Annotated in this window: 5 protein-coding genes; 3 read left to right on the top strand and 2 right to left on the bottom strand. The window is 60.8% G+C overall.

Translation table 11 applies throughout. The features are described 5' to 3' along the window. The first annotated feature begins 57 nt into the window (after positions 1-57). Genes J0I64_RS02940 through J0I64_RS02930 form a run of 3 tightly spaced genes read left to right on the top strand, consistent with a single transcriptional unit; the run spans position 58 to position 1212 of the window. Positions 58-279 (top strand): amidohydrolase family protein, encoded by a 222-nt coding sequence (locus J0I64_RS02940; RefSeq protein ID WP_291406130.1) that lies wholly within the window; start codon positions 58-60, stop codon positions 277-279. After that, positions 263-724 carry a hypothetical protein gene (locus tag J0I64_RS02935; protein ID WP_291406129.1) on the top strand — a complete coding sequence of 154 codons (462 nt, stop codon included), beginning with the start codon at positions 263-265 and terminating at the stop codon, positions 722-724. The genes J0I64_RS02940 and J0I64_RS02935 overlap by 17 nt, the downstream gene beginning before the upstream one ends. Further along, positions 721-1212, top strand: coding sequence for a hypothetical protein (locus J0I64_RS02930; protein WP_291406128.1), 492 nt, complete (start codon positions 721-723; stop codon positions 1210-1212). The genes J0I64_RS02935 and J0I64_RS02930 overlap by 4 nt, the downstream gene beginning before the upstream one ends. Here the strand turns inward: J0I64_RS02930 and J0I64_RS02925 are convergent. Continuing rightward, on the bottom strand, positions 1209-3464 hold the full coding sequence (locus J0I64_RS02925; protein ID WP_291406127.1) for an MFS transporter: 2256 nt from the start codon (positions 3462-3464) through the stop codon (positions 1209-1211). The two genes, J0I64_RS02930 and J0I64_RS02925, sit on opposite strands and share 4 nt — an antisense overlap. 9 nt (positions 3465-3473) lie before the next feature. Beyond that, the coding region (locus J0I64_RS02920; RefSeq protein WP_291406126.1) for a hypothetical protein at positions 3474-3907 on the bottom strand (434 nt) is incomplete at its 5' end.

Raw genomic sequence — 3907 nt, 5'->3', positions numbered from 1 at the left:
GCCGTGCGCGATCGCAATGGCGGTCTTTGCGGTTCGTCTTTGACATGAGACGAAGCCATGCGCAATTATGTGTCGATGGCGGGCGCGGACCTGGTGCAGGCTGCGAATGCGGCAAGCCTTGTGCCGGCGCGCGTCGTCGGCCGTGGCGCAGACCTGGGCAGTATCGAAACGGGCAAGCAGGCCGATTTCGTGCTGCTCGACCCGGCCGATCTGTCGGTCGTCGAAACCATCATCGGTGGCAAATCTTACTTTAGGCGCGACCATGCAAAAGCCGCTTGAAACACCTCTCCGCTACGAGGAAGAGGGCAATGTTCACCTCGATTTCCATGGCGCGGTGAACACAACCATCGACTTCATCGTTGAACGCTATGGCGTCGAGGTGTTGCACGAGATTTTCGCCAAAGTCGGCAAGGACGTCTATGTCGACCTGCGGCGACACCTGCAGGCGGGCGATCCCAACGAGATGGTTCGCCATTGGCGCCATTTCTTCACCCGCGAAAATGCCGACTACGACATTGCGGTGGGCGAGGACGAGATCGTCCTGATCGTTCGCCACTGCACGGCCTATCACCACGTCGCCAAGATCGCTCCGTCGGTTTCGGCCCATTTTTGTGACCAGACCACCAAGGTCAACGAGGCCGTCGCCGAGGGTACGCCCTATCGCATCGATACCGAGATCACTGGTCCCGGTGCATGCCGTCAGATCATCCGGAGGCGCTCATGATCCCGAGTGACCATTTCACCCGCTTCTACAACGAGGTCTTCAAATTTCTCGAGAGCAAGGGGCAGGAAGACCTCGAACTCTACTGGCTAGAGATCAGCAAGAACCAGGAAAAGCACATTCTCGACCTGATCAAGACCAAGGGTCTGCAGGGCATGTACGAATACTGGTCGGTGATCGAGGAAGAGGAAAACTGCGACCTTGACCTGACGGTCGATGACGACCATCTCGAGTTGCACATGCATGGTTGTCCGAGCCTTGCCAAGGTGATGGACAACGACGCGGCGCCAATGACGCGCTATTGCGACCACTGCGCCGGCTGGATCGGGCCGATCATGGACAAGACGGGCTACCATCTTGTCTATGATGCTATCAGCCGGACCGAACCGCGCTGTGTCATGCGCATCTACAAGGATGCGGAAAAGGCCAAGGAAGCCGAAAAGTCGGTGCAACTGCTTATGGGCTGGCCCGGCAAACAGGAGCGCGGCTAACCCTTGGGTGGCTGCCGCACGTGTCTGGCAGCCACCGCAAGCAGCACCATGAGCGCCCGGTGGGCCTCGGTGATGTCCCTGGTCCCATCGATGAGCGCAACAACCAGCGGCGCGTCTTCATGCGGCGATGCCGCAAGTAGTGGCCGCAGTCCTCGGAGCGCGGCAAATCCAGCGGCAGTTGAGCCGGTCCCGAGGCCAGCAGCGGCCTCCTGTAGCGCCACGCGTTGCGCTTCATTGCGCTTGCTTTTTGTGTCGAGCGTCTTGGCCAGCCGGCTCAACAGGGCTGGCAGGCAATAGCCCGGCATGCGCTGTTCACGCCGCCAGTTGCGGGCAAATTGCTCTTCCAGTCTAAGGATTTTGGAAATGGCCAGCAGCACTACCTTGCTGCGTGGCTCGCTGATCGGATTGTCGTCGGAAGCCTGTTCGGCATAGATGGCGACGAGCGTTTCAACACTCTGCCGATCGCCAAACTTGCCCAGCGCCGACGCTGCAGCGAGGCGGCAATCAACGTCGACATCTTCGGCTAGCATCTTGCGGATTTCGGGAAGGTAGCTTGTGGCGCGGATATCGCCGAGCGAGCGCGCCGCACGTGACCGCAACAGGCGGTTGCCGTCCCCGAGGAAACGCGCAATGTCCTCCGCACTCCCCTTGGATCCGAGCAGCCCGAGGGAGTCGAGCGCTGCGTATTGAAGCTCGATCAGGCCGTCATAGGTAAGAATATCTTCGAGTGCCTGGGTTGCCTTGGGCGTGGCCGGCAGACGGCCGAGGGCGCGGATGGCTTCATGACGAACATCGAAGCTCGGGTCGGACAGCGCCGAGATCAGCTCGTCCTGCGCCAGAGTGCTTCCCGTTCCGCCGAAACCATAGGCCAGGTCGCGACGGCGCTGCTCCGATGTGAAGCTTGAAAAACGCTGGATTCCCCAAAGCGCGCGGAGCGGGTTTCCGGAGGAGAACTGTCCCAGAAAATCACGCACACCGGTCGCGCCTTCTTCCCTGAGAAGGGCAAAGACTGCCGCTGAGCTCGCCGTGACCAGGGCGGCAGCGACAAACAGGACCTCGTAGCCGCCGAAATGCGCTGTGCCGATATTGAGGCCATTGTGCTCGAAATATTGCACCAGAATGCCGGCCAGGACCGTCAGGCCGCCGCCGAAAATGCCGTCGCTCGAATAGGCGAGTGCCATATAGCTTTCGCGTTCGGTGGGCGGCACATAGTTCAGCATGTAGACGCTGCCGCCAACCATGGCGCCTTGCACGAGGAAACCAAAGAGGAAGAAAACCAGCCCTACAAGAATTTCAACGCCCGGAATGCCATCATGCAGGAAAGGCAGGGACAACAGCATCGCGACCTGCAGGGATTGCAGCGTGATGCGAATAGCGCGCGTGCCATGCCGGTCGATAAACCAGCCGGCCGCGTAGCTACCGGCGGCCGACCCCACGGGGACAAGCGCCGCCATAAGCACGATCTGGCCACTCGAAATGCCCAGCCGCTCGCGGAAAAACAGCAGCATGAAGATGTTGAGCGCCGAAAATACCAGGTACTGCGTGCCGGACGAATAGAGAAAGGCCAGGAAATTGCGGTCCCGCAGTGGCACGCGCAATTGCCGGATCGCATCGAGGCCGCTGCCCTTGGTCGGGCGCGGCGCACCGCCGCCGAGGCCGAAGAGCGTCAAGCCGCCGCCGATACCGATGAGGATGCCGATGACGAAGACAGGGTAGAAGCGCTCTATCCCGTGCTGTCCATCCAGCCAGAGCTGGATCAGGAACGAGCCGATCAAGGCGGTCGGCAAATAGGCGAGGGCGATCTTGCCACTGATCTGGCCGCGCACGAGCCGCGGGATGAATTCCTGGGACCACGGCACGGCCGCGGCCTCGGAGAGGGTCCGGCAGATGGCAAAGCAGATGATGGCTGAAAAGATCAGCGTGAAGGCCACGCTGGGCGTGGCGATGAAGAGTGGCGCGAAAAACAGCGGCAGCAGAAACAGGTAGCGGGCAATCAGCGCCAGGGCCGCGACCCGCTTGGTGCCGAAACGCAGAATGACCGGCAGGGCGGCAATGCCAAGGATTTGAAAGAAGGGCAGGATGCCACCAATGAGGCCGATCCTGTCCTTGTCGATGCCAAGCTCAGCAGAGAAAAGCACGAGCGGGGCGCCCACGGTGCAGAGCACAGCCGTCGCCGTCAGCACCGAGTAGCCGTAATAGAACGGCATTTTTCTCAGCTTGGCGTAGTCGGTCAATTCAGGTGTCGATGACACGGTCTGTCCTCAGAGCCGGATGCGGAAGGTCTTGATGACATGCTGGCAGTTTTCAACCTGCCAACAACAGGCGAGGAACTCATCGCCGCCCAGGGCCAGCAGGCTTGGCTGGCCAAAACGCAGGCTGGCGAAGGGATCGCCTTGCCCGGTTCCTTGGCCTAGCCGTTCATCGGCGAAGAGGGGAAGTTGATCGATGATTTCGAGGCGATCTTCATGCACGCGCGAGCGATAAACATTGAGGCCGACCGGAGACTCGCGATGTGCGTGAATGCTCAGCATTTCGTTCGCTCCGAGGGCAACGCCGCCCGATGCCTGTGCAGCAATGCCGGTGTCAAAGGTCCGGAAGGTGTTGCCGCCATCGTTCGAGAGGGCAAAGTGGTTGTGGAGGTTGCGGCCGGCGCCAATGTCGAAGGCCCAGAGCATCACTCCGACCCGCTCGCCGC

The sequence above is a fragment of the Devosia sp. genome (assembly GCF_017307565.1).
Lineage (GTDB): Bacteria > Pseudomonadota > Alphaproteobacteria > Rhizobiales > Devosiaceae > Devosia.
The sequence above is the reverse complement of the archived record's forward strand: the minus strand, read 5'-3'. Positions and strand labels throughout refer to the sequence as shown.

Coding starts and splice junctions, on each gene's coding strand:
- J0I64_RS02940 (WP_291406130.1), top strand. CDS start 58: ATGCGCAATTATGTGTCGATGGCGGGCGCGGACCTGGTGCAGGCTGCG.
- J0I64_RS02935 (WP_291406129.1), top strand. CDS start 263: ATGCAAAAGCCGCTTGAAACACCTCTCCGCTACGAGGAAGAGGGCAAT.
- J0I64_RS02930 (WP_291406128.1), top strand. CDS start 721: ATGATCCCGAGTGACCATTTCACCCGCTTCTACAACGAGGTCTTCAAA.